The 22592-nt window shown below is 62.1% G+C and carries 18 protein-coding genes; 11 read left to right on the top strand and 7 right to left on the bottom strand.

Features of this window, described 5'->3' with window-relative positions:
• Positions 1–14: 14 nt before the first annotated feature.
• Both ACWPWQ_RS01700 and ACWPWQ_RS01695 read right to left on the bottom strand, forming a co-directional pair.
• Positions 15–1178, bottom strand: coding sequence for a vWA domain-containing protein (locus tag ACWPWQ_RS01700; protein WP_454008852.1), 1164 nt, complete (start codon positions 1176–1178; stop codon positions 15–17).
• Positions 1179–2021, bottom strand: coding sequence for an AAA family ATPase (locus ACWPWQ_RS01695; RefSeq protein ID WP_265436326.1), 843 nt, complete (start codon positions 2019–2021; stop codon positions 1179–1181).
• Between the two features lie 163 nt (positions 2022–2184).
• Here ACWPWQ_RS01695 and cysK point away from each other — a divergent pair, with 163 nt between their 5' ends.
• The 4 genes from cysK to crr all read left to right on the top strand — a co-directional run bounded on the left by cysK (position 2185) and on the right by crr (position 6176).
• The gene (gene cysK / locus ACWPWQ_RS01690; RefSeq protein ID WP_202046831.1) at positions 2185–3153 is read left to right on the top strand and encodes a cysteine synthase A; all 969 of its coding nucleotides are present in this window, start codon (positions 2185–2187) and stop codon (positions 3151–3153) included.
• 440 nt (positions 3154–3593) lie between these two features.
• Complete coding sequence (locus tag ACWPWQ_RS01685) at positions 3594–3851, top strand: HPr family phosphocarrier protein (protein WP_005303128.1); 258 nt, start codon at positions 3594–3596, stop codon at positions 3849–3851.
• Between the two features lie 44 nt (positions 3852–3895).
• Positions 3896–5623: a phosphoenolpyruvate-protein phosphotransferase PtsI gene (gene ptsI / locus ACWPWQ_RS01680; protein ID WP_139437541.1), complete on the top strand. Its 1728-nt coding sequence runs from the start codon at positions 3896–3898 to the stop codon at positions 5621–5623.
• Positions 5624–5666: 43 nt separating this feature from the next.
• Positions 5667–6176 (top strand): PTS glucose transporter subunit IIA, encoded by a 510-nt coding sequence (gene crr, locus ACWPWQ_RS01675; RefSeq protein ID WP_005325875.1) that lies wholly within the window; start codon positions 5667–5669, stop codon positions 6174–6176.
• Between the two features lie 144 nt (positions 6177–6320).
• On the opposite strand, the gene ACWPWQ_RS01670 is transcribed toward crr, so the two are convergent.
• The 3 genes from ACWPWQ_RS01670 to ACWPWQ_RS01660 form a co-directional block, all read right to left on the bottom strand.
• Positions 6321–10073 (bottom strand): AAA family ATPase, encoded by a 3753-nt coding sequence (locus tag ACWPWQ_RS01670; protein ID WP_454008851.1) that lies wholly within the window; start codon positions 10071–10073, stop codon positions 6321–6323.
• Between the two features lie 82 nt (positions 10074–10155).
• Positions 10156–11382: an exonuclease SbcCD subunit D C-terminal domain-containing protein gene (locus tag ACWPWQ_RS01665; RefSeq protein ID WP_454008850.1), complete on the bottom strand. Its 1227-nt coding sequence runs from the start codon at positions 11380–11382 to the stop codon at positions 10156–10158.
• Between the two features lie 107 nt (positions 11383–11489).
• Positions 11490–11918 carry a GNAT family N-acetyltransferase gene (locus tag ACWPWQ_RS01660; RefSeq protein WP_005331882.1) on the bottom strand — a complete coding sequence of 143 codons (429 nt, stop codon included), beginning with the start codon at positions 11916–11918 and terminating at the stop codon, positions 11490–11492.
• Between the two features lie 180 nt (positions 11919–12098).
• Between ACWPWQ_RS01660 and rdgC the strand changes: the two genes are divergently transcribed.
• Complete coding sequence (gene rdgC, locus ACWPWQ_RS01655; RefSeq protein ID WP_139437535.1) at positions 12099–13010, top strand: recombination-associated protein RdgC; 912 nt, start codon at positions 12099–12101, stop codon at positions 13008–13010.
• 83 nt (positions 13011–13093) lie between these two features.
• Here the strand turns inward: rdgC and ACWPWQ_RS01650 are convergent, their stop codons facing one another.
• Positions 13094–13708 (bottom strand): GDSL-type esterase/lipase family protein, encoded by a 615-nt coding sequence (locus ACWPWQ_RS01650; protein WP_319918204.1) that lies wholly within the window; start codon positions 13706–13708, stop codon positions 13094–13096.
• A gap of 115 nt (positions 13709–13823) precedes the next feature.
• Here ACWPWQ_RS01650 and ggt point away from each other — a divergent pair, with 115 nt between their 5' ends.
• Positions 13824–15605, top strand: coding sequence for a gamma-glutamyltransferase (ggt, locus tag ACWPWQ_RS01645; protein ID WP_454008849.1), 1782 nt, complete (start codon positions 13824–13826; stop codon positions 15603–15605).
• A 361-nt stretch (positions 15606–15966) separates the two neighbouring features.
• Positions 15967–17598 carry a YbaL family putative K(+) efflux transporter gene (gene ybaL / locus ACWPWQ_RS01640; protein ID WP_454008848.1) on the top strand — a complete coding sequence of 544 codons (1632 nt, stop codon included), beginning with the start codon at positions 15967–15969 and terminating at the stop codon, positions 17596–17598.
• Between the two features lie 117 nt (positions 17599–17715).
• On the opposite strand, the gene ACWPWQ_RS01635 is transcribed toward ybaL, so the two are convergent.
• The gene (locus ACWPWQ_RS01635; protein WP_202046838.1) at positions 17716–19017 is read right to left on the bottom strand and encodes a sigma-54-dependent transcriptional regulator; all 1302 of its coding nucleotides are present in this window, start codon (positions 19015–19017) and stop codon (positions 17716–17718) included.
• A 494-nt stretch (positions 19018–19511) separates the two neighbouring features.
• On the opposite strand from ACWPWQ_RS01635, the gene ACWPWQ_RS01630 reads away from it, so the two are divergent.
• The 4 genes from ACWPWQ_RS01630 (at position 19512) to ACWPWQ_RS01615 (ending at position 22547) form a co-directional block, all read left to right on the top strand.
• On the top strand, positions 19512–19964 hold the full coding sequence (locus ACWPWQ_RS01630; protein ID WP_236661678.1) for a hypothetical protein: 453 nt from the start codon (positions 19512–19514) through the stop codon (positions 19962–19964).
• Between the two features lie 192 nt (positions 19965–20156).
• The gene (locus tag ACWPWQ_RS01625) at positions 20157–21149 is read left to right on the top strand and encodes a hypothetical protein (RefSeq protein WP_342058161.1); all 993 of its coding nucleotides are present in this window, start codon (positions 20157–20159) and stop codon (positions 21147–21149) included.
• A gap of 53 nt (positions 21150–21202) precedes the next feature.
• Positions 21203–21880, top strand: a complete 678-nt coding sequence (locus ACWPWQ_RS01620; RefSeq protein WP_202046841.1) for a C39 family peptidase — start codon at positions 21203–21205, stop codon at positions 21878–21880.
• A gap of 7 nt (positions 21881–21887) precedes the next feature.
• Positions 21888–22547 (top strand): hypothetical protein, encoded by a 660-nt coding sequence (locus ACWPWQ_RS01615; RefSeq protein WP_202046842.1) that lies wholly within the window; start codon positions 21888–21890, stop codon positions 22545–22547.
• The last annotated feature ends 45 nt before the right edge of the window (positions 22548–22592 follow it).

Genomic DNA, 22592 nt, shown 5'->3' with positions numbered 1-22592 from the left:
TAGGGTTCAGGGGGTCACAGCTGGTCGATCGCGGCGGCGAGACCAGCCAGGGTCAGCGGGTGCATGCGCCCGCCAATCACATCATTCATCAGCCTGATGGAGGGGTGCCAGAGCCACTCCTGCCTGGGGACAGGGTTGATCCACACCAGCCGGGGGAAGTGGTGCTGCAGTCGCTCCAGCCACACCTGGCCGGGCTCCTCGTTCCACTGCTCCACGCTGCCACCGGGCCAGGTGATCTCGTAGGGACCCATCTTGGCGTCCCCCACCAGGATCACCCGATAGTCGCTGCCGTAGGTGCGCAGCAAGCTCAGGGTGTCGACACGCTCCTGGGCACGGCGGTTGTTGTCCTGCCAGACGACGTCATAGAGGCAGTTGTGAAAATAGAAGAACACCAGGTGTTTGAACTCGTGGCGCAGGGCACTGAAGAGACGCTGCACCTCGGCCACGTGGGCATCCATGGAGCCCCCCACATCGAAGAACACCAGCAGCTTGACCCCGTTGTGGCGCTCGGGTCTGAGCTTCACATCGAGCCAGCCCTGGCGGGCCGTGCTCTGGATGGTGTCGTCGAGATCCAGCTCCGAGGGATTGCCCTTGCGCACCCAGCGCCTGAGCTTGCGCAGGGCCAGCTGGATGGCCCGCTGGCCGAGCGGCGAGTCGTCGCTGAAGTTGCGATAGTGGCGTGCCTCCCACACCTTGGTTGCCTTGCCATGCCGGCCCTCGCCTCCCATGCGGATCCCCTCGGGGTGGAAGCCGCCATGGCCGAACGGACTGCTGCCCCCGGTGCCCACCCATTTGTTGCCGCCGGCGTGGCGCGCCTTCTGTTCACGCAGGCGCTGGTTGAGGGTCTCCAGCAGCTTGTCGAGCCCGCCGAGGGATCCGAGCAACGCTTTCTCCTCAGAGCTCAGCAGCCGCTCGAACTCCTGGCGCAGCCAGTCGTCCGGCAGCGTCTCGGGCAGCAAGGGGATGGCCTCCAGCCCCTGGTAGTACTCGGCGAAGGCGCGATCGAAGCGATCATAGTGAGCCTCGTCCTTCACCAGCAGGCTGCGGGACAAGCAATAGAAGTCGTCCATGTCCACGCTGGCGAGTCCGGCCGCCAGGGCCCCGTGGAGATCCAGCAACTCGCGCAGGCTGCAGGGCAGCTTGTGACGGCGCAGGTGAAGGAAGAAGTCGATCAGCATTCAGCCGCCGCGACGCGCCAGGAAGGCGAGCTTCTCGAAGAGGTGCAAGTCCTGCTCCGTCTTGAGCAGGGCGCCATAGAGGGCAGGCACCAGCTTGCCAGGCTCCCGGCTGCGCAGCGCCTCGGGGGCGATGTCATCGGCCAGCAGCAGGCGGATCCAGTCCAGCAGCTCGGAGGTGGAGGGCTTCTTGCGCAGCCCCTCCACGTTACGCAGCTCGAAGAAGAGATCCATCGCCTCGCCGAGCAGGCTCTCCTTGAGGTCGGGATGGTGCAGTTGGACTATGGCCTGCATCTCGGCCTTGTCGGGGAAGCGGATGTAGTGGAAGAAGCAGCGGCGCAGGAAGGCGTCCGGCAGCTCTTTCTCATTGTTGGAGGTGATGATGACCACGGGACGCTGACGTGCCTTGACGCGCTCGCCGGTCTCGTAGACGTCGAACTCCATCCGATCCAGCTCCAGCAACAGATCGTTGGGAAACTCGATGTCCGCCTTGTCGATTTCGTCGATGAGCAGCACCGGCCGCTGCGAGGCAGCGAAGGCCTGCCACAGCTTGCCGCGGCGGATGTAGTGATTGATGTCCCCGACCCGCGGATCCCCAAGCTGGGAGTCCCGCAGCCGGGCCACCGCATCATACTCATAGAGCCCCTGCTGGGCCCTGGTGGTGGACTTGATGTGCCAGCTGATGAGGTCGGCACCGAGCGACTCGGCCACCGCCTCCGCCAGCACCGTCTTGCCGGTGCCCGGTTCCCCTTTGATCAGCAGCGGCTTCTCCAGCACGATTGCGGCATTGACGGCCATACTCAGTGACGTTGATGCGAGATAGCGATCGCTTCCTGCAAATCCCATGGCGTCCGTTTCCTTGGTAGCACAAGGCCCGCCCTGGGCCTCGGTAATAAAGAATAAGTTCTATATGTTGTAATAACATATTGTTATAACGATTCGTCACTTCTCATTCAGAAACCACAGGGTAATCTTGTTTCATCGCCTTAACAAACACAGGGATAGCACCATGAGCAAAATTTTTGAGGACAACAGCCAGACCATAGGCAACACCCCGCTGGTTCGTCTCAACCGTGTTACCAAGGGCCGCGTGCTGGCCAAGATCGAGAGCCGCAACCCGAGCTTCAGCGTCAAGTGCCGGATCGGCGCCAATCTCATCTGGGATGCCGAGAAACGCGGCGTGCTGACCAAGGGCAAGGAGATCATCGAGCCTACCAGCGGTAACACGGGCATTGCCCTGGCGTTCGTGGCTGCGGCCCGTGGCTATCCCATCACCCTGACCATGCCTGCCACCATGAGCCTGGAGCGCCGCAAGCTGCTCAAGGCGCTCGGTGCCAACCTGGTGCTGACAGAAGGCCCGCTGGGCATGAAAGGCGCCATCGCCAAGGCCAACGAGATCCTCGAATCCGAGCCGGGCAAGTATGTGCTGCTGCAGCAGTTCGAAAACCCCGCCAACCCCGAGATCCATGAGCAGACCACAGGCCCCGAGATCTGGGACGCCACCGACGGCGAGGTGGATGTGTTTGTGGCAGGCGTCGGCACCGGCGGCACCATCACAGGGGTCTCCCGCTACATCAAGCAGACCAAGGGCAAGGCCATCGTCTCCGTGGCGGTCGAACCCTCCGAGTCCCCCGTAATCAGCCAGAAACTGGCGGGTGAAGAGATCAAGCCAGGTCCCCACAAGATCCAGGGCATAGGCGCTGGCTTCATTCCGGGCAACCTGGACCTGACCCTGCTGGACCGCGTCGAACAGGTGAGCAGCGAGGAGTCCATCGAGATGGCTCGCCGCCTGATGGAAGAGGAAGGCATACTGGCCGGTATCAGCTCAGGCGCCGCCGTGGTGGCTGCCGCCCGTCTGGCCGAGCTGCCGGAGTTCGAGGGCAAGACCATAGTCGTCGTGCTGCCGAGCGCCGCCGAGCGCTATCTCTCCAGCGCCCTGTTCGCCGGCGTGTTCAGCGAGCAGGAACTGCAGCAGTAATTGATCGTCTTACATCAAAACAGCGGCGCCCCAGGGGCGCCGTTTTCATTATGCGCTAAACTCAGTAGCCATCAGTGTCAGTCGACCCCTTATTTTTTGGGGTAAAATAACAAACTTGGGTCTGACAAAAAAAGCAGACATTCTGTGATAAATCTCATATCCTGTGCCGCGTCACGAGGTGTTTACCGGCTAGGTATCACAAGGTAACAAAGTGTTATTTTTCGTTATAAATTAATTTCAGGCCAGTCCTGACGCGGCTTGCAGCCCGATAACGAAAAGACTTAGCCTGGACGCCGAATACTGCACAGAAAATTGACCTGGATTAAACCATTGCAGGTCTGATTTCGTTACTTTACAACATATCCATACTGACACGGTGAGACAGGAAGCCTCATTAGCGACCATCTCTCCACACAATATCAATAATATGGGGTGAAACCATGTACGAGAAGTCTGTTGTTATTACTGCTGAAAACGGCCTGCACACCCGTCCCGCAGCTCAGTTCGTGAAAGAAGCCAAAGAATTCCAAAGCGAGATCACTGTGGTCTCCGGTGGCAAATCCGCCAGCGCCAAGAGCCTGTTCAAGCTGCAGACCCTGGGCCTGACCAAAGGCACCAACGTGACCATCCAGGCCGACGGCCCGGACGCTCAGAAAGCCGTTGAGAAGCTGGTTGCCCTGATGGACGAGCTGGAGTAATCCAGCTTTACTCCTCCCCCACAGTCGTTTTAATAGGAAGGATTATGATATCTGGCATTCTTGCGTCCCCCGGTATCGCATTCGGTAAGGCGCTTCTTCTGAAAGAAGATGAAATCGTTATCAATCAGGGCAAGATTTCTGCTGACCAGATTGACGTCGAGATCAACCGCTTCCTCGAAGCCCGCACCAAGTCAGCCGCACAGCTGGAAGCCATCAAAGAGATGGCCGGTCGTACCTTCGGTGAAGAAAAAGAGGCCATCTTCGAAGGCCACATCATGCTGCTCGAAGATGAGGAGCTGGAAGGGGATATCAGATCCTTCATCAAAGACAACAAGGCGTCCGCCGACAAAGCCATCTATGAGGTGATCGAACAGTACGCCAAGATGATGGCCGAGCTGGACGACCCTTACTTGCGCGAGCGCGCCACCGACTTCCGTGACATCGGTACCCGTCTGGTGAAGAACGTGCTGGGCATCGCCGTTGTCAACCTGAGCACCATAGACGAAGAGGTCATCCTGGTCGCCAAAGACCTGACCCCGTCCGAAACCGCTCAGATCAACCTGAAATACGTGCTGGGTTTTGTCACCGACATCGGTGGCCGTACCTCTCACACCTCCATCATGGCCCGCTCCCTGGAGCTGCCGGCCATCGTGGGCACCAACGACATCACTGCGCGCGTCAACAACGGTGACATGCTGGTACTGGATGGCATCAACAACCAGATCATCATCAACCCGACCGCCGAGCAGCTGGCTGAAGCCAAGAAATTCCAGGCCCAGTTCCAGGCCGAGAAGGACGAACTGGCCAAGCTGAAAGACCTGCCCGCCATCACCCTGGATGGTCATCAGGTTGAAGTCTGCGCCAACATAGGTACCGTCAAGGATACCGAGGGTGCCATCCGCAATGGCGCCGAAGGCGTGGGTCTGTACCGCACCGAGTTCCTGTTCATGGATCGTGATGCGCTGCCGACCGAAGAGGAGCAGTTCAAGGCCTACAAAGAAGTGGCAGAGGCCATGCCGGATCAGCCGATCATCGTGCGCACCATGGACATCGGCGGCGACAAAGAACTGCCCTACATGAATTTCCCGAAAGAGATGAACCCCTTCCTGGGCTGGCGTGCCGTGCGTATTTTCTTCGATCGCGAAGACATCATGCACGCCCAGCTGAAGGCCATACTGCGCGCCTCTGCCTTCGGCAAACTGCGCATCATGTTCCCGATGATCATCTCCGTCGAAGAGTTCCGCAGCCTCAAGGCAACCGTGGAACAGCTGAAGGCCGAACTGCGTGCCGACGGCAAAGCCTTTGATGAATCCATCGAAGTGGGTATCATGATCGAGACCCCGGCTGCTGCCGTGATGGCTCATCATCTGGCCAAGGAAGTGGATTTCTTCAGTATCGGTACCAATGACCTGACCCAGTACACCCTGGCCGTCGATCGTGGTAACGAGATGATTTCCGCCATGTACAATCCGCTGTCACCCTCCGTCCTGACCCTGATCAAGATGGTAATCGACGCTTCCCATGACAATGGCAAGTGGACCGGTATGTGCGGTGAACTGGCTGGTGACGAACGCGCCACCCTGCTGCTGCTGGGTATGGGTCTGGATGAGTTCTCCATGAGCGCCATCTCTGTACCGCGTATCAAGAAGCTTATCCGCAACACCAACTTCGAAGATGTGAAGGCAATGGCAGACCAGGCACTGAGCTATGCGACCGCCGCCGAAATCGAAGCCTGTGTAGATAACTTTATTAAGCAGAAGGCAGTCTGCTAAGATCGGCTGCAAACAGCGACAATCATCTCTAGGAGCTTTTACTATGGGTCTGTTTGATAAACTGAAGAAACTGGTCTCCGATGACAGTTCTGACACCGGCGGCATCGAAATCTTTGCTCCGCTGTCTGGCGAAATCGTGCCGATCGAAGATGTACCTGACGTTGTCTTCGCCGAGAAGATCGTCGGTGACGGCATCGCCATCAAGCCGGCTGGCAACAAGATGGTTGCACCGTGCGACGGCACCATCGGCAAGATCTTCGAGACCAACCACGCGTTCTCTCTGGAATCCGACTCTGGTATCGAGCTGTTCGTTCACTTCGGTATCGACACCGTCGAGCTGAAAGGCGAAGGCTTCACCCGCATCGCCCAGGAAGGTCAGAAGGTCAAGCGCGGCGATACCATCATCGAGTTCGATCTGGCCGTACTGGAAGCCAAGGCGAAGTCCACCCTGACTCCGGTCGTCATCTCCAACATGGATGAGATCAAAGAGCTGATCAAGATGACTGGCGCCGTGACCGTGGGCGAGACCCCGGTTATCCGCATCAAGAAATAATGCGCCGCTGGCGGGTGCCAGCTGCCGCAACAAAAAACCGAAGCCCCGGGCTTCGGTTTTTTTATGGGCGGCGCTCGGCGCTCGCCCCTCTCCCAACAAAAGGCCCCGGTGACAGGGGCCTTTTGCCATGGACGCACATCATCCTCAGGGCAATACCACCCGGCTCTCCCCCCCGCCGAGGGCCTCGACCCTTATTTGCACGCCGATCCGCTCCACCAGAGTCTGAACGTGGGAGATGACCCCGATCTGGCGGCCCGCCGCCTGCAGGGAGTCCAGGCTGGAGAGCGCCAGATCCAGGCTGTCCGGATCCAGGGTGCCAAACCCCTCGTCGATGAACAGCGACTCGACCTGGGTCTGGCGTGACGACAGGCTGGAGAGTGCCAGCGCCAGCGCCAGCGACACCAGGAAGCTCTCGCCGCCAGAGAGGGAGTCCACAGACCGCACCTCGTCCCCCATGTCCAGATCCACCACCTGCAGCGCCAGATCCGTGCCGGGCACCCGCTCCAGCCGATAGCGCGGCGACAGCTCGCCGAGCTGGGCGTTGGCCTCCAACAATAGACGTTCGAGCGTGAGGCTCTGGGCGAAGGTGCGCAGCTTGGCGCCGCTGGCGGAGCCGATAAGCTCGGACAACTGCAGCCAGTGATCCGCCACCGCCTGCTGAGCGGCCAGCGCCTCCTGCAGGCTGCCCGCCTTCAGTGCCGCCGCCTCGGCCTGGGCCAGGGTGCTCTTGCACTGGAACAGCTGCTCTTCCAGCTCGCCGCAGCGGGCCTCGCAGGCCCCCAGACGCTCGGCAAGGGCCTCGGCCGTGAGGGCGGTCAGATCCCCATGATGCTCCCGATAGCGCGCCAGCTTGGCCTCCTCCTGGGCCAGCGCCCGCTGACGCTCGGTCAGCCGGGTGCGGGCCTCTGCCAGGGCATCGTCCAGGCGCTGCAAGGCGCTGCGGCGAGCCCTGAGCTCATCCGGCGTGATGGCCAGCAGTCGACGCAGATCATATTCGGCGATGCCGAGGGTGCCGGCATGGGCTGCCCAGCGACCCAGCGCCTCGCGACGACGACGGCTGCTCACCTGCCTGTCCTGCTCGAGATGGGCCAGCCTGGCCTTGAGCTCGGTCTGCTTCTCCCGGGCGACCCGCAGCGCCGTCACCGCCTCCTCGAGCTGGCTGGCCGCCAGCTGCAGCCGCTGTTGCCACTCCTGCTCGACCAAGGCGATGGATCGGCCTTCGAAGCAGGCCTCCCGGCTGGCGAGCAGCCCCTGACGCTGCTGCTCCGCCTCCTTGTAGTCGCGCTCCAGCTTGTGCAGCAGCTCGTTCTGGCTCTGCACCCGCGCCTCCTGGGCGCTCAGGGCCGGGGTCAGAGTGGCTAGCTCGCCGCCAAGCTGCTCCCACTCACTCTGTCCACGCAGATACGCCTCGCAGGTCTGCTGCCACTCCTGCCATTGCCGGCTGCCAAGCCACTGGCGCCAGGGCTCGGCCCCCATCTGTTCATCGAGGCGGGCCTCCCCCAGTGCCAGGCGCTGGCGCAGTGACACCTCCTGCTCGGCCAGCGCCTTCAGCTCGGCCTCCCACTCAATCCTCTGCCGCTCGGCCTCCTGCCACTGCTGCTCAAACTGCTGATGGCGGGCGGTCAGCTCGGTCAGCTGGTTGCGCAGCCCCAGCAGCCTCTGCTGCCCCTGTTGGGCCTGCTGCAGTTTCCGCTGCCCGGCCACGAGATCCGACTCCAGAGCCTCCCCCTGTGCCAGCAGGCGAGCCAGCAGCTCGGTCCACTGCGCCGGGCTTTGCCGCAAGGGCAGCCCCTGCCCCGGCAGGGCATCCCCTCCCAGCTGCAGCCAGCGCTGGGCAAACTGCTCGGACCGTGCCTCCAGCTCGGGTTGATGCTGCTGACGGACGGCCAGCTGGCGCGCCAGTTCGACCCGCTCGCTCTCCCCCTGAATGTGCTGATGGTTGAGCTGCTCCCACTCCAGATCCAGCTGGCGGACACGCTCGGCCAGTTGCGCCAGTATGCCGGCCACCTGGGGCTGGCTTCGGGTGTAGGGATGCTCCTCGGCCCCGCAGAGCGGGCAGGGCGTCCCGTCGCTCAATACGTGACGATACTGCTCGAAGCTCGCCACGGCGCGGGCCTGCTCCAGGGCATGGCGTGCCTCCCCGCGCTGGGTGGCGAGCCGCGCCAGCGCCGGCGCCAGCTCCTCGTGCTGGGCCCTCAGCCGGGAAAGATGCAGCTCGAGCTGCGCCATCTCCTGCAGCAAGCGCTCCTGCTGTTCGCTGTGGTTGCGGCCCGCCTGGGCCAGCTCCAGCAGTTGGCGAACCCGGGCCAGTTGCTCGGTCCGGGCCTGACGCTGCTCCTGCGCCCTGGCCACCTCGGCGTCCCACTCCTGCCCCTGCAGCTCATCGTGCTGCTGTTGCAATCGGGTACGCTCCTGCTGCCAGTAGTCACGCTCCTGCTGCCCCAGCGCCAGCCGGCTGATGAGATCCCGCAGGGCATGGCCCTTGTGCTCGCGGCTTTGCAGCACGCGCTGCAACTGCTCCCTGTCCGCCGCCCAGTCCTGGATGGCCGCGAGCAAGGGCTGCCACTGACGCGCCAGCGGGGCCAGGGCCTTGCGCTCCTCGAGCCAGAGAGCCCACTGCTGACGGCGCACCGTCAGGGCCTCGACCCGGCTCGCCTGCTGCTGCCACTCCTGCTGCAGCGCCTGTTGCAGGGCCCGTGCCTGGGTCCCCTGCTGCCGGGTCTCCTGCAACTGCTGGCTCTTCTCCTTGAGCCGGGTATCGAGCTCCTGCGCCCGCTTGAGCTCGGGTTGCAGCGCTCCCCACTCCCGCTCTGCGGCAATCTTGTCGGCCAGCAGTTGCTGCTCGCGCAGCGCAGCCTGCTGCAACACGGGTTCAACCTGCTCCAGCTGGGACGCAAGCTGGCCTATCTGCTGCTCCTGCTGCTGCACCTCCAGGGTGAGGCGGGCAAGTTCGTCGTGATCGGCGCGGGCCACCTGGGCCTGCTCGGCGCGGGCAAACTCTTCCCGCCCGGGCGCCGCCTCGCCGTGGGCCGCCTCGGCGGTGGCCAGCGCCTCCTGCCCCTCCCGGCAGGCCTGCAACTGGGCGGCAATCCGTCCGTTGAGATCCCGCAAGTCCTGCAACAGCTGACGCTGCTGCTGCTCGTGCTTGAGGCTGGTGGAGAGACTCAGCTGCTGGGCGACCCAGTGCTCGCGCGTCTCGTCGTCCATCAGGGCCACGTCGCCGAGCCGCTGCTGTATGGTCGCCAGCGCCTGCTGCTCGGCCCGCGCCCGCTCATGGGTCTGGATGGAGATGGCGGAGTAGAGCTCGGTGCCCGTCATCCGCTCGAGCAGGGCGGAGCGCTCATCGGCACTCGACTTGAGGAAGGCGGCGAACTCCCCTTGGGGCAGGATGACGGCGCGGCGGAACTGCTCCCAGGAGAGACCCACCAGCTCGTCGATGCGATCCTGCAGCTCCCGCTTGCTGCCACTGAACACCTGCCCCGACTCGACGTCGGTCAGGCTGCGCTCCTGGGCCTGGAAGCGCCCCTCCGAGCGATTGCGGGCACGGCGCACCGCCCAGCGCGCCAGCCAGATGCGGCCGTCGCAGCCGCGAAACTGCACCTCGGCACAGCCACTGGCGTGGCCACGGCTCAAGATGCCGCGCACGTCGTTGGCCTTGAGCTTCTCTTCGTCATCCGCCCTGCCCACTTCGGCCACATGCTTGCGATTGGCGATAAAGCGCGGCATCTCGTCATAGAGGGCGAGACAGATGGCGTCGAGCAAGGTGCTCTTGCCCGCGCCTGTATTGCCGGTGATGGCAAAGAGCCCGGCGGCGCCCAGCGCCCCCTTGGTGAAGTCAATGGTGAAAGCCCCGGTCAGGCTGGCCAGGTTCTCCCCTGCCAGAGACAAGATTTTCATGAATGGCACTCCTTCATCCGCATCTCTTTATGCTCAGGGTGGCTTGCTCCCGCCTGGCCCTCACCGGAGCGCAACAAGATTTTCATGAGTTGGACTCCTTCACCTGCTCCAGGATCTCTTCAAACGACGCCACCAACTCGGCCGCCGGCTCCCCCTCGAACTGCCGCTGATAGCAGAGGCGAAACACCTCCGTGGGAGCGAGCTCATCCAGCCTGCGCCGCTCGCGACCATCGGCCAGCCCCGCCCCCGAGCCCTGATACTGGGTGCTGATGCGGGCGAGGCGCACCGGCTTGCCCGCCATGGCCGCCAGAATGCGCTCGCGGATGCGCGCCTCCGGTTTGGGCAGCAGCAGCCGCACCTCGAGGAAGGGCTGCGCCTCCTGGGGGCAGTCGGGCAGGGAGAGCGCCTCTATGGCGGTGAGCGCCTCTTCCAGGGTGCCCTGGGGCAGGCGGATCATCTCCACCGCACGGGGTACGGGGATCCGTTCCAGCCCCGCCAGCTTGCCCCCCTCAAACCTGACCTCCAGCACCTGGTGGTTGTAGTTGGCCTCGGTTAGGGAGAGCGGCAGCGGCGAGCCGCTGTAGTGCACCCCCTCGGCCGGACTCTGGGCCAGATGGAGGTGGCCAAGGGCCGTGTAGTCGGCGGCGGCGAAGATGTCGGCAGGCAGGGCGTGCTGGTTACCCCCCAGCACCCGCCGCTCGGAGAGCTCCGAGAGCTGGCCCGCCGCCAGGTAGGCGTGGCCCATGGCGATAAGGGCCTGGCCGGGCTCGCAGCGCGCGCGGCCTTGCGTCAGCACGTCCTGATAGATCTGGCGAACCCCCTCGATCAGCCGATCCTGCCCCTCCTCGAGCGGCTCCACCCTCAGATCGCTGCTGCGAAGAAAAGGCACGGCGGCGCACCAGGCGGCCACCTTGCCCTCCCTGTCTTGCAGCGGCACCAGCAGGCGATCGGTTTCGAGCCTGCCCTCCCCGTCCCGGCTGATGCTGCCCACCAGATGCAGGTCGAAGGCCCGCAGCAGCTCGTGGGGGGCGTCCAGCTTGGAGGGGGAGTCGTGGTTGCCACCTATCAGCACCATGTTGAGGCGGGGCATCTCGGCGCGCAGTCTGGCCAGGAAGCGATAGAGCTGCTGCCAGGCGCTGGCGGGCGGATTGGCGGTATCGAACAGATCCCCTGCAACCAGCAGGGCATCGATCTGCCGCGTCTTGATGGTGTCGGTCAACCAGTCGAGAAAGGCATCGTGTTCGAAGCGGCGCTCATGGCCATGGAGTTGATGGCCAAGGTGCCAGTCGGCTGTGTGCAGGATCTTCATGAAAAACGGCTCGAAAGATAAGAGGGGAGGTGCCAGTGGTACCCGATGAGGACAAGATGAGGATACGCCCCTCTTTTTTCAAGCAAAACAAGCCGCTGACGTCAGATTCAGACGGGCTGGCAATGCATCTCATACTGGGGATGGCCGGTCAGGGGATCCGAGACTTCATTCCCGATCCTGAATCCGTGGCGGCGATAGAAGCGCACCGCCGGCTCGTTTTCCACGAAGACCCGGGTATGGAGCGCCCCCCCCTGCTGCTTGGCCTCCTGCAGCAGGGCATGGCCGACCCCGCGCCCCTGGCGGTCGGGTCGCACGAAGAGGGCGGCCAGGTAGTCATCCACCAGGGCCATGAAACCGAGCAGCTCGCCACGCTCCTCAAACACCCAGATGCGGGCATGGTCGAGGTAGCGGGTACGCAGCTCCTCCTGAGCCTGCCACCAGCAGGAAGCGTCAACGAAATCATGGGCCTGCAAGGATGCCAGCAGCCAGATCTCGACGATCTCTTCCATGTCTTCCGGCCGGCTCGCTCTCAACATATTCGCATCCTTGTTAACAATCTGAACACTCGCAGTCTAGGGGAGTTCGATGACGAGACGGGCGGTCAAGATGAGGCCATGTGAAGTCGATCGCCCTTTATTTAGCGAGAATGATTGGCTGATCACAAAGCGCCTCTCTAGTACAATGCCCGCCGGACAATCTATGAGACCGAGGACGCCATGTGGTTTAAAAACCTGCAGATTTATCGCTTTACCCGCCCCTTTGACCTGACCGTGGATCAGCTGGAAACCCAGCTCGAGGCCTGTGCCTTCACCCCGTGCGGCAGTCAGGACATCTCCCGGTTCGGGTGGGTCAAGCCCCTCGGTAAATTCGGCTCCACCCTGACCCATTCAGCCTCTGGCCACATCCTGCTCTGCGCCCGCAAGGAAGAGAAGATGCTGCCGGGCACAGTAGTCAAGGAGATGCTGGCGGAGAAGGTGGAAGCGATCGAATTCGAGCAGGGCCGCGCCCTCAAGAAGAAGGAGAAGGAGGCGCTGAAGGAGGAGATCATGCATACCCTGCTGCCCCGCGCCTTCAGCCGCACCAGCCAGACCTTCGCCTGGATAAGTCCCGCCGACAACCTGATGGTGGTGGACGCAGGCTCCGCCAAGAAGGCGGACGATCTGCTGGCGCTGCTGCGCAAGAGCATAGGCACCCTGCCGGTGGTACCGGTGGCCCTCAAGAACCCGCCCGAGATCACCATGACCGAGTGGCTCAACGAGGGTAATCTGCCCGCCAGCTTCACCCTGGAAGACGAGGCCGAGCTGCGCAGTGCCATGGAGCACGGCGGCATCATCCGCTGCAAGCAGCAGGATCTCATGAGCGAGGAGATCAAGAATCACCTGGCCAACGACAAGCTGGTGACCAAGTTGGCCCTGAACTGGGGCGAGACCCTGAGCTTCGTGCTGGGGGACGATCTCTCCATCAAGCGCCTCAAGTTCAGCGAGGAGCTGCGCGAGCAGAACGACGACGTCACCAGCGAGGATCCCGCCGCCCGTCTGGATGCGGACTTCGCCCTGGTGACCGCCGAGCTGGCCCAGTTCATCCCGGCGCTGTTTGCCGCCCTGGGTGGTGAAGAGCAGTCCCTCTGAGTTGTCCCCTGCCTGTAAAAAAACCGCCTGATGGCGGTTTTTTTATTCCGGGCTACCCCGCCGACGGCGCAGGAGCACCGGCCTCATAGCGCGCCGCGGGCCTGCAGCAGCCGGTGCAGCCGCTCGGCCAGGGCGCCATATCCCTGCGCGTTCAAGTGCACGGCGTCGGACTTGAGCCCGGGAGTACGCAGCAGCTCGCCAAGGCTGTCGTTGTCCAGCACCAGCCCGTACTGCTCTGCCAGCTCCCCATAAAGGGGGGCGCCGTCGGCAAACAGGGACTTGCGAGGCACGGCCACCAGCAGCACCTGGGCACCGCTACCCTGCACCGCCTCTATCATGGCGGCGAGATTGGCCTTGAGCGCCCCCTCCCCGCTGCCGTGCAGTATGTCGTTGCCTCCCTCCAGCAGTATGACCAGAGCAGGCCTGTGCTCGGCCAGCAACCCGGGCAGGCGGGCCCGCCCGGCACGGCTCAACTCCCCCGAGACCCCGCCATTGATGACGGGGTGACCGCTCAGGCTCGCCAGTACGCTGGGGTAGCTCTGGGCCGGGTTGACCCCGCGCCCCTCGGTCAGGCTGTCTCCAAATGCCAATATGGTCTCCCCCGCCGCCAGGGGTCTGAACCCTGGCTCCCCGCAGGCGGCCAGCAGCAGGCAGAGCAGCCCCGTCACGCAACGCCTCACCAGCCCCTCTCTGTGCATCCTTGGCCCCTCCTTGATATTTTTGTAACCGTATGAGTATAAAGACAATCTTTCAATTGGGCTCCAACTGTGCCACATTTCGACGGGTGTACAAGAAACCGACAAGGAGCCTGTCATGTCCCTCAAACCCCTCGCCCTGCTGGTCGCCTTCGGCCTGCTCACCGGCTGCGCCCCCCAGAGTGCCTTTCATTATGTCCCCCCTCCCCAGACACTGATCGCCCCGGAGGCGGCCAGCGGTTGGACCGACAAGCCGGGCTGGCAGGGGCGCGACTTCATGGTGGCCGCGGCCAACCCGCTGGCGGTGGATGCGGGCTACCAGATCGTCAAGGCGGGAGGCAGTGCCGTCGATGCGGCCATCGCCGTCCAGCTGGTACTGACCCTGGTGGAGCCGCAATCCTCCGGGATCGGCGGCGGCTCCCTCATGCTGGTGTGGGATGGCAAGCAGGTGGCGGCCGTGGATGGCCGGGAGACGGCACCGGCGGCGGCCACGGATCAGCTGTTCATGAAGGATGGCAAGCCGATGGCGTTCTACGACGGCGTGGTAGGCGGTCGCTCGGTCGGCGCCCCCGGCACGGTGCGCGCCCTGGCCCTGGCCCACGAGCGCTATGGCAAGCTGCCCTGGGCCAGCCTGTTCGAACCCGCCATCACCCTGGCAGAGCAGGGCTTTGTGATAAGCCCACGCCTGGCCACCCTGCTGGCCAAGGATCCCTATCTGGCCAAAGACCCCGAGGCCAGGGCCTACTTCTACCAGGCGGACGGCAGCCCCAAGGCGGCGGGCACCCGCCTCACCAACCCGGCACTGGCCGGGGTACTCAGGACGCTGGCACGGGACGGTGCCGATGCCTTCTATCGAGGGCCCATCGCCGAGGCCATGGTGGCCAAGGTGCATGCCCATCCCACCAACCCCGGGGTGCTGAGCGCCGCGGATCTCGCCAGCTACAGCGCCAGACTGCGGGACGGCCTCTGCTTTGACTATCGCCAGAGCGAGGTGTGCGGCTTCCCGACCCCCTCCTCGGGCACCCTGGCCCTCGGCCAGATCTTCGGCATGCTGGAGAGCCGGGACATGGCAGCGCTCAAACCCGTGCCCGGGCCGGACGGCCGGCTGGCCGCCTCGAGCGAGGCAATCCACCTTTACAGCGAGGCGGCGCGGCTCGCCTTCGCCGATCGCAACCAGTACGTGGCCGACGGCGACTTCGTCGCCGTGCCGGTGCGCGGCATGCTGGACAAGGGCTATCTCGCCGAGCGGGGTCGACTCATCGGCGCCAGGTCCATGGGCATCGCCCAACCGGGCACGCCGCCGCAGGCACTGGCCCGTGGCCAGGATGCCACCCCCGAGCTGCCCTCCACCAGCCACGTCTCCATCGTGGATGGAGACGGCATGGCGGTCTCCATGACCAGCTCCATCGAGGACGGCTTCGGCTCCCGGCTGATGGTCAATGGCTACCTGCTCAACAACCAGCTCACCGACTTCTCCTTCACCTCGGTGGATGCCGCCGGCCTGCCGGTGGCCAACCGGGTGGAGCCGGGCAAGCGCCCGCGCTCCTCCATGTCGCCCCTGCTGGTGTTCGACAAGCAGAGCAAGCAGCTGGAGATGAGCCTGGGCTCCCCGGGTGGCTCGGCCATCATCAACTACGTGGGCAAGGCGCTGCTCGGCACCCAGGACTGGGGGCTGAACCTGCAGCAGGCCATCAACCTGCCCAACTTCGGCAGCCGCAACGGCCCCACCGAGCTGGAGCAGGGGCGCACGCCCGAGGTCGTTATCCAGGGACTCAAGGCCAGGGGTCACGAAATCGTGCTCAGCGAGCAAACCTCGGGCTTGCAGGGGGTACAGCGCAACGCCACCGGCTGGTTTGGCGCCGCAGACCCGAGGCGGGAGGGGATTGCCAGGGGCGAGTGATCCCTTGGCGCGCATCAACGGAGGCGGCCCGGAGGCCGCCTCAATCATCTGGGCTCCCGGCGAGCCAAAAACCCATCAAGGATTGATTACTCCTGCCAATATTTACCGGGAAAGACTATTTAATCACCCATAAAATAATGTTTTATATGAGCTTGAAGTCAAATTATATCTGAAACTTGGATAAGTGTTGCTCGAGAAGTAAAAATACATTATTTTTCAATGGAAACGGCATCTGTTGTCCCCAAGATATTGTGCTTGATGCGGCCAACTTCTGTCTCTTTCGCCCCCTGCTCATTGACAGCTGCCCTCTTCGCCTCCTGGTGATCTGGTAGCCCCTGACTGCCATTAGCGAGGTGACGACATGGACCATTCACTCCCCCTGATAACAACCCTGGTTGGCGGCTTCGTGCTCGCCTATCTCTTTGGCATGCTGGCTCAACGCCTGCGCATCTCCCCCATGGTGGGTTATCTGGCGGCCGGGGTCGTGTGCGGCCCATTCACCCCCGGCTATGTGGCCGATTTGAGACTCGTCCCCGAATTGGCGGAGATCGGCGTCATTCTGTTGATGTTTGGCGTCGGCCTGCACTTCTCCCTGAAAGATCTGCTCTCGGTCAAACACATCGCCATCCCGGGCGCCATAGTGCAGATCACCCTGGCGACCCTGCTCGGGCTCGGCCTCTCCCAGTTGCTCGGCTGGAGCATCACCGCCGGCCTGGTGTTCGGGCTGGCACTCTCCACCGCCAGCACAGTGGTGCTGCTGCGGGCGCTGGAGAGCCGGGGGCAGCTGGATACCAAGGAAGGGCGCATCGCCATCGGCTGGCTTATCGTCGAGGATCTGGTGATGGTGCTGGCCCTGGTGCTGCTCCCCATACTGGCGAACCTGCAGACCGGAGGCGAGACCCTGACCCTGGCCCATGTGCTCCGGGATCTGGGCTTCACCCTGGCCAAGGTGGCCGCCTTCATCGCACTGATGACCATAGGGGGCCGCCGCCTCATCCCCTGGATGCTGGCCCGCACCGCCGCCACCGGCTCCCGCGAACTCTTTACCCTGGCCGTGCTCTCCTGCTCCCTGGGTATCGCCTTCGGGGCGGTCAAGCTGTTCGGTGTCTCCTTCGCCCTCGGCGCCTTCTTCGCCGGGGTAGTGATGAACAGCTCCCACCTCAGCCACAAGGCCGCCAACGATACCCTGCCGCTGCAGGATGCCTTCGCCGTGCTCTTCTTCGTCTCTGTGGGCATGCTGTTTGACCCCACCATCTTGCTGCGCGAGCCGCTGGCGGTGCTGGCAACCATCTTTGTCATCGTCATCGGCAAGTCGGTGGCAGCCTTCGCCATAGTGCGCCTGTTTGGCCACAGCCTGCGCACGGCACTGACCATCTCGGCCAGCCTGGCCCAGGTGGGGGAGTTCTCCTTCATCCTGATGGGGCTGGGTGCCATGCTCGGCTTGGTACCCGATGTGGCGCGCGATCTGGTGCTGGTAGGCGCCTGCTTCTCCATCATGCTCAATCCACTGGTGTTCAACCAGGTCGAGCGCTGGCTAAGAAGCAAGCCTGAGCCCCGGGTCGAGACCGGTACTTCCCTCTGTCCCCTGCACGGTCATGTGGTGGTGGTCGGGGCCGACGCCATCGGCAGCCATTTGATTCGGCAGTTGCATGAGCAAGGAAGGGAGATGGTAGTGATAGATCCGGATGAGCAGTTGCTGGAACCCTGGCGCGCTCAGGGGATCACCTGCCTCGCAGGCCACCCCATCCAGAACGACCTGCTCTCGGTGGCGCTCCCCGATGCCAGCTGGTTGCTCATCACCCTGGATGACAGCCTGCTGGCCGGAGAAATTGCTGCGAGAGCCCGTGAACAGGGAGACCTGCTGCGCATTGCCGCCTGTGGTCACCAGGCGGAAGAGGTGCATCACCTGCTGATCCGCGGCGCCCATCAGGTGGTCCAAAGTGAAGAGGAGGCGGCGCGCCGTCTGTGCCAGCTGGCAACGCACGCCTCCTGACGACCCCCTCGAGCGCATCCATCACCCGACAGGTTTGCGCATATTGGCACAAATTATAACCCGGGCCTGGCACTGAACGGCATGGGGCAAGGGCCGCCATGCACGCAATGACGGGGACTACAGCAGATCGTGCTTGTCCAGCAGCCGGTAGAGGGTGGCGCGCGAGATGTCGAGGGTGCGCGCCACCTCCTCCAGCTGGTCCGGGAAGCGGGCCAGCGTCCGTTGCAGCGCCTGACGCTCTGCCCCCTCACGCACGGCCTTGAGCGAGCCACAGATCAACAGGGTGTCCATGTTGGTCAGCTCCATGTCATCGGCCTCGATGAAGGGGCCCGAACACAGGGCGGCTGCCCGCTGCACCCGGTTGCGCAGCTCCCTGACATTGCCGGGCCAGCAATAGGACTGCATGGCCTGACGCGCCTTGTGGGTAAAGCTCAGCACCCGCCCTCCCCGCACTTCTGCCAGGATGTCATCGGCAAGCAGCTGGATGTCCTCGGCCCGTTCGCACAAGGCAGGGGTGCGCAGCCGCACCACATTAAGCCGATAGTAGAGGTCCATGCGAAATCCGCCGTTGGCCACCGCCTGCTCCACGTCGATATTGGTGGCGGCAATGACCCTCACATCCACACTCCGAGTCAGATGACTGCCCACGGCCTCTATGCTCTGCTCTTGCAAGAAGCGCAGCAGGGTCGCCTGATCCTCCAGTGGCAACTCCCCGATCTCGTCGAGGAACAGGGTGCCGCCATCGGCCGCCTCAATCTTGCCTATCTTGCGGCTCTGGGCACCGGTGAAGGCGCCCTTGACGTGGCCGAACAGCTCGGACTGGATCAGCTGATGGGGCATGGCACCGCAGTTGACGGCCACAAAGGGGCCGTCTTCGCCGAAGGTGCTGTAGTGCAGCTCACGGGCCACCAGCTCCTTGCCGGTGCCGCTGGGCCCGGTCACCAGCACGGGCAAGCGACAATGTTGCAGCCGCATGATCTGCTCGCGCAACTGGCGAATGGCGCTGCTCTCCCCCTGGATGAAGCGCAGCTGAGCCGGCGCCTTGGGGCGATGACGCCGGATCAACCGCGCCATGCCCAGCGCATGACCCAGGCTGTGGGAGAGCCTTTCCTGATCGAGCGGGAAGGTGTGGAAATCATGAAAACAGGCTGCAAGCAGGTTGCGCAGGGCCTCGCTGGCCAGGCAATCACGCTCGATCAGGCCAATCCACAGGCTGCTGGAGTGTTGGCCAATCAGGGAATACAAAGCGTCATGCTGCTCCGGCTCGATGGCCACCAGCACCAGGGGATACGCCTTTTCCTGCAATTTCTGTTCTGCCACCGCCAGGGAGCTCGCCTGCTCCACTTGCCATTCGCCTTTTATCAGCAGGCTTTCCAGCACGGCACATGAATTGATGAGTAACAATGCCGTTTCTGTCATAGGGAAACTCCTTGTTATCGCCTCTGCACGAGAGAGTCAGACCATTTCTCTTTGAGACCCATTATTTCATCTGGAAAGAGCATGGTTATTATCAAGTGACGCCAACCCAAGGCAACCAAACGATGATAACTATAAACCATCCCGCATTTTGACTAGTGGCAACACAATCATGAGATAGCAGAATTAACGATGAGAAACAATAAAATCATTAATAAACAATATGTTGATGAATCATATAAAAGTTCATTATCAAAACTGAGACTTAAAGACAAATAACTCAAATACAAAAACAATACATATCAATAAATTACCAAGTGGCACACTCATTGCTCTCTCTAATAAGCCCTCCTGGCATATGGAGACAGAGCATGAAAACATATATTGCATTGGCAATTATTTCCCTTTCCGCATTCGCACCTCAGTCACAAGCAGAGAATCGGGTTGATCTCGGCTCGCAAGCACTCAGCAACATTCGTGGCGCCATGGGTGTCAATATGGTTGCCGGTGATAACAACCAGCAGGGCAACCTCGCCGCCATCGCCCTATCAGGGCCGGCCATCATTCAGTTTAGCCAGCAGAATCAATCAACTACCAATCTCAATGGCAACCAGAGCGTGGCCATTCTGGACTCGGCGCTGAGCCAGAGCCAGGGGCTGGTCGGGATCAATCAGGGCGCCGGTGAAGCCAACCAGCAGCTGAATGCCTTCGCCTTGTCGCTGGATGACAGCGGCATCGGCGTGGTGACCGACATCAACCTCAGCACCAGTGTGGCAAAGACACCTTCAGGCAAGGTGCCCCCCAACACCACCACCAGTATCTATCTGGATGACAACGCCCTGACGGGCAGCAAAGGCGTCATCCAGGTGAACCAGGTCACGGGACAGGGAAACCAGGCAGTCAACATGGTCTCCCTGCCTCTGGCTGGCGCAGTAACGACATCCCCATGATGTCGCAGGGATCGGAAGCCGAGTCCGGGGGCTTAGATTCAGCCGATGGGCAAATCTTCCACAGAAAGTTCAATGGAGAGACTCATTATGCGTGGACTTATTTATAGCTCATTAGCCGCTGCGGTTGTCATGGCCATGTCAGGCACCGCCTCCGCCGATTACCGCGGTGACAGGGATGAGACAGGGGCAACCTTGACCAAGAAGGTCAAGGCAGAAGTCGATGTGGAGTACGAAGGCAGAGTCAATGTCGGCGGCTACATCAATGTCAACAAACTCGGCATGGCGGTGGTGGACAACCAGCAATCCAGCTCCATGATCGGCACTGCTAACTCAAGAACAGAAAACACGAGCAAGATTGACGGCTCGTTCAAGGGTGCATCCGGTAACGTCGGCGCCAACGTGGCAGCCGGTGACTCCAACGTACAAGGCAACAGTGGCGCCCTGGCCGCCTATGACGAAGTCGATGCCGAGTTCATCATGGGTCGTGGCCAGCAACATGGCATGGCCGGTGGATCTTCGGATGCCGAGATCTTCTCCACCCAAAGCGCCAGCCAGAACTGGACTACCAACCACGGTCATCAGAACAAGGCCGGGGTAGGCGATGGGGCATTCAAGGATGCCGCAGGCAACATAGGTGCCAACGTGACGTCTGGCTCGGGTAACGTTCAGGCCAACAACATGGCGGCCTCGGTGTCCACCGGCAACATGGCCGTGGCCACGGTGGCAAACAGCCAGAGCGTGTCCAAGAACATGACCGAGAACAAGAGCCTGAGCGCCACCAAGACCGTGGACTACAACCCCATCTTCCTCAAGCTCAAAGCCGAGGGTGAGTACGAAGGGACCAGCAAGCAGACCAACAACGTCTATCCGGAAATCTGGAAGGATGGTGATCATCCCAATGGCGGCAGTCTCTGGGGCCACATCGACTATGACAATCAGGACGATGATGGCAGCAAGGACTCCAAGTTCAAGTTCGAGGAAGAGGGTGATATCAAGCTGAGCGGTTATGCCACCGGTTTCATTCCCGTGGTCAACACCTACACCAGCCGCGAAACCTTCAACCGGGCAACCATCGATGGCGGCGCCTTCAACGGTGCCGTGGGCAACATCGGGGTGAACGTGTCGTCGGGCACCAACAACCTGCAAGCGAACAACCTCTCGCTGGCCGCAGGTTTTGCCAAGTAATGCACTTCAGAGGGGGCCTTTGCGCCCCCTTTTTTCAGGACATGGAGGTCTCAATGCGCTGGCTACTGCTGTTGTTATTCTGCCCTGCTGCCTGGTCGGCCAATATGCCATTGGGAGAACATCTCCCGGCACTGGGGGATCTCAACAAACCGGTACAGAGCATTCTGGAGCGCCGTTATGCCAATATCGAGCGCCAACAGACAGATTTCAGCTGTGGGGCCGCCGCAGTCGCCACCATACTGCGCTACTCCTACGGCCACGTAACGAATGAACGCTGGGTGATGGATGGCATGCTGGCCATGGCTGACCCTGAACAGGTCAAGAATTACGGCTTTTCCATGCTCGACATGAAGCAATATTTGCAGATGCTCGGCATGCGTGTCAGAGGCTATCGCCTGGGAGATGAAAAATTGCGGCAGGTGAGAGTCCCCACCATAGTGCTGCTCAATATTCGCGGCTACCAGCACTTTGCCGTGCTGCGCGCCATCGATCGCCACGACCGTGTCTATCTGGCAGACCCCGCCCTCGGCAATCGAGTGATCACCTTCAAGGAGTTCAAGGAGAGCTGGAACGGCATACTGCTTGCCGTGATCGGCGCTGGCTATCGGCCTGATGCGCCCCTTGCCAACCCTGCTCCTCCCCTGTCTGCCAGAGGAAAAGATGGGCTGTTCGCCCCCCTCAATGAAACATCCCTGCTGGAATTTGGTTTTCAGCACAAAGAGTTAATGTGAGGTCATCATGAATACCCGACCCGCCATATGCCTCATCTGCAGTCTGGGTGGCTTTGCCTCTCCGCTGCTGGCCGCCCCGGATCCTCTGGCACTACTGTCAGACAGCTTTGCCCCCGAACTGGCCGATGGGGAACTGGCCCATCTGCGTGGCCGCTACGTCAGCAGCCACGGGATCAGCTACTTCGGCATCGAGTTCATCTCATCCCTGACCACGGCCCAGGCTCAACAAACGGCCGCCATGAACCTGGCGCTGAGCGTGGTGCAAAACAAGCCCAAGCTGGATGTCCGCATCAAGGACGAGGTCAAGACTGTGACAACGACGCCCCAGAGTGCCCCCGTACAAGGCGCAGGCCTGGTGCAGGTCGTGCAACTGGAGGGAAGCGGCAACAGCTCGGTGAACCAGGCGGGTATAACACTGACGCCCCCCGACATGACGGGACAGATCGTCTCCGCAGGCAACTACGAGCACCAGGGGAACCTTGGTACTGCCAGTTACCGCGTGTCAGGCAATTATGCGGGGCTGCAACTAAACTCCTCCGACGGACGCGTTCGATTGGAACAGAGTCTGAGAGGCACCGACTTCAGTCGAGGTCTGCTGCAACTCAATAGAGTCAAGGGTGACGGTTTGCAGACCCTCAATCAGACCCGGATCTGGTTCTCTCGCTGAGAACAGATGAGCCCCATTGGCTGAACAATAAAAAGGATAATAAAC

Source organism: Aeromonas sp. Marseille-Q7275 (assembly GCF_965119515.1).
The sequence above is the reverse complement of the archived record's forward strand: the minus strand, read 5'-3'. Positions and strand labels throughout refer to the sequence as shown.

Excerpts from the sequence above, each read along its gene's own strand:
- ACWPWQ_RS01650 (WP_319918204.1), bottom strand. The coding sequence starts at position 13,708 with ATGCACAGAGAGGGGCTGGTGAGGCGTTGCGTGACGGGGCTGCTCTGC.
- ACWPWQ_RS01630 (WP_236661678.1), top strand. The coding sequence starts at position 19,512 with ATGGTTGCCGGTGATAACAACCAGCAGGGCAACCTCGCCGCCATCGCC.
- ACWPWQ_RS01660 (WP_005331882.1), bottom strand. The coding sequence starts at position 11,918 with ATGTTGAGAGCGAGCCGGCCGGAAGACATGGAAGAGATCGTCGAGATC.
- ACWPWQ_RS01670 (WP_454008851.1), bottom strand. The coding sequence starts at position 10,073 with ATGAAAATCTTGTCTCTGGCAGGGGAGAACCTGGCCAGCCTGACCGGG.
- cysK (WP_202046831.1), top strand. The coding sequence starts at position 2,185 with ATGAGCAAAATTTTTGAGGACAACAGCCAGACCATAGGCAACACCCCG.
- ACWPWQ_RS01620 (WP_202046841.1), top strand. The coding sequence starts at position 21,203 with ATGCGCTGGCTACTGCTGTTGTTATTCTGCCCTGCTGCCTGGTCGGCC.
- crr (WP_005325875.1), top strand. The coding sequence starts at position 5,667 with ATGGGTCTGTTTGATAAACTGAAGAAACTGGTCTCCGATGACAGTTCT.
- ACWPWQ_RS01615 (WP_202046842.1), top strand. The coding sequence starts at position 21,888 with ATGAATACCCGACCCGCCATATGCCTCATCTGCAGTCTGGGTGGCTTT.
- ACWPWQ_RS01695 (WP_265436326.1), bottom strand. The coding sequence starts at position 2,021 with ATGGGATTTGCAGGAAGCGATCGCTATCTCGCATCAACGTCACTGAGT.
- ACWPWQ_RS01665 (WP_454008850.1), bottom strand. The coding sequence starts at position 11,382 with ATGAAGATCCTGCACACAGCCGACTGGCACCTTGGCCATCAACTCCAT.
- ybaL (WP_454008848.1), top strand. The coding sequence starts at position 15,967 with ATGGACCATTCACTCCCCCTGATAACAACCCTGGTTGGCGGCTTCGTG.
- ACWPWQ_RS01700 (WP_454008852.1), bottom strand. The coding sequence starts at position 1,178 with ATGCTGATCGACTTCTTCCTTCACCTGCGCCGTCACAAGCTGCCCTGC.
- ggt (WP_454008849.1), top strand. The coding sequence starts at position 13,824 with ATGTCCCTCAAACCCCTCGCCCTGCTGGTCGCCTTCGGCCTGCTCACC.
- ACWPWQ_RS01685 (WP_005303128.1), top strand. The coding sequence starts at position 3,594 with ATGTACGAGAAGTCTGTTGTTATTACTGCTGAAAACGGCCTGCACACC.
- ptsI (WP_139437541.1), top strand. The coding sequence starts at position 3,896 with ATGATATCTGGCATTCTTGCGTCCCCCGGTATCGCATTCGGTAAGGCG.
- ACWPWQ_RS01635 (WP_202046838.1), bottom strand. The coding sequence starts at position 19,017 with ATGACAGAAACGGCATTGTTACTCATCAATTCATGTGCCGTGCTGGAA.
- rdgC (WP_139437535.1), top strand. The coding sequence starts at position 12,099 with ATGTGGTTTAAAAACCTGCAGATTTATCGCTTTACCCGCCCCTTTGAC.